This is a genomic window from Brevundimonas sp. CURTG3B2_SDJG (assembly GCF_057364705.1).
On record NZ_JBNFOJ010000421.1, the window covers coordinates 1 to 1,901 of the forward strand.

Genomic DNA, 1,901 nt, shown 5'->3' on the forward strand with positions numbered 1-1,901 from the left:
TGCGCCGGCAGGTTGGCGATGGCGGCGACCGCCCCGCTGGTCGCCGAGGGGTCGGCGGCGTCGGCCTCGACCAGGATCTGGGCCCTGTCGCCCCTGACCACGCGCCGCGTGAAGTCCGCCGGGATCACCACCGCGAACTGCACGTCCCCCCGCGCCAGCGCCCGGTCCAGCTCGGCCTGGCTTCGCGCCTGCAGCGTGATCTGGAAATAGCCGCTGTTGTCCAGCGCCGTCAGGATCGAGCGCGAGAAGCCGCCGTTGTCCTGCACCAACACCGCCGTCGGCAGGTTCCGGGGATCGTCGTTGATGGCGTAGCCGAACAGCAGAAGCTGGATGATCGGCAGCGCCAGGATCATCCCATAGGTCAGCCGGTCGCGCGTCAGCTGCACGAACTCCTTGGCCATCACGGCCCAGGTGCGGGTCAGCGAGATCATTTCCACACCGGCTCATCCCGGCGAACGCCGGGACCCAGATTACAGACGCGGTCGCCTGGAATCTGGACGCGCTCCACGAGCCCATATCGAGCCATTCCATCTGGGTCCCGGCGTTCGCCGGGATGAGCGGATGAAGGAGTCATGCCGCCCTCCCCTTCTCAGCCTCGATGTCGTGGATCAGCTGGATGAAGACGTCCTCCAGCGTCGGCCGGGTCTCGCTCCAGGTCAGCGGCGGCTTGCGGTAGGGCGCGATCGCCGCCTCCAGCGCCTTCCGGTCGCGGCCGGACACGTGCAGCACCGTGCCGAACGCCGCCGCCATCTCCACGCCCGGCTTGCCGCGCAGCTCGCCGCCCAGCCGGTCCGCCCCCGGGCCCTCGGCATGGAAGGTGATCAGGCCCGAGCCGTCGATGACCTCGTCGGCCGTGCCCCGAGCCAGGGTGCGCCCGCCCGCCACATAGGCGATCTCGTGACACCGCTCGGCCTCGTCCATGTAGTGGGTCGAAACCAGCACGGTCATGCCCTGGGCCGCCAGGGCGTGGATCTCGTCCCAGAAGGTGCGGCGCGCCTCCGGGTCGACCCCTGCCGTCGGCTCGTCCAGCAGCAGCAGATCGGGCTCGTGCAGCGTCGCGGCCGCCAGGGCCAGCCGCTGCTTCCAGCCGCCCGACAGCGTCCCGGGCCAGCTGCGCCCCGACGCGCCGTCAGCCCCAGCCGCTCCAGCGCCGCCCCGCACCCGCTCGCGCCGCCGGTCCAGCTCGTGGATGCGGGCGGTGAAGGTCAGGTTCTGCTCGATCGACAGGTCTTCGTAGAGCGAGAATTTCTGGGTCATGTAGCCCACCCGACGCTTGATCGACTGCGACTGGCTCATCACGTCGTAGCCCAGCACCGTCCCCTCGCCGCTATCGGGCGTCAGCAGGCCGCACAGCATCCTGAGCGTGGTGGTCTTGCCCGCCCCATTCGGACCCAGGAAGCCGCAGATCCGCCCGCGGTTCACGGTGATGGAGAAGTCCTTCACCGCATGCAGCGCGCCGAACGACTTGTTCAGCCCGCGCACGTCGATCACGGGATCTTCCGCACGGCTCACCGACCGGCCTCCAGCGGCGTCACGTCCACCGGCAGGCCGGGGTTCAGCGTCGCCGCGTGCGCCGGCAGGGCCTCGACGCGATAGACCAGCCGGTCGCGGCTGCCCCGGCTGTACAGCACCGGCGGCGTGAACTCGGGCCGGGCGCTGACCCAGGTGATCCGCGCCTCGCCCGGCGCGCGCATCCGTCGCAGGCGAAACGCACCGTTCGGCCCGGCCGGTACCGCGCCATCTCCGCCTCGGGCACGAAGAACACCAGCTTGACCTCGCGGTCCGGCAGCAGGGCCAGGATCGGCTGGTTGGCCGCCGCCCATTCGCCGGGCCGATAGAAGATCTCCTCCACCCGCGCCGACGACGGAGCCGGCGGGGGCCAGTTGCCCCCAGCCGGGCCT

General features: G+C 70.9%; 3 protein-coding genes. All 3 read right to left on the reverse strand.

Annotation, left to right across the window (positions count from 1 at the left end; translation table 11 throughout):
- Positions 1–431: ABC transporter permease (locus AC2W7C_RS17335; protein WP_486002481.1), on the reverse strand; the 431-nt coding region annotated here is incomplete at its 3' end.
- A 139-nt stretch (positions 432–570) separates the two neighbouring features.
- Positions 571–1,512, reverse strand: coding sequence for an ABC transporter ATP-binding protein (locus AC2W7C_RS17340; RefSeq protein WP_486002482.1), 942 nt, complete (start codon positions 1,510–1,512; stop codon positions 571–573).
- Positions 1,509–1,694: a hypothetical protein gene (locus AC2W7C_RS17345; protein ID WP_486002483.1), complete on the reverse strand. Its 186-nt coding sequence runs from the start codon at positions 1,692–1,694 to the stop codon at positions 1,509–1,511. Before AC2W7C_RS17345 ends, AC2W7C_RS17340 begins: the two co-directional genes overlap by 4 nt.
- Between the last annotated feature and the right edge of the window lie 207 nt (positions 1,695–1,901).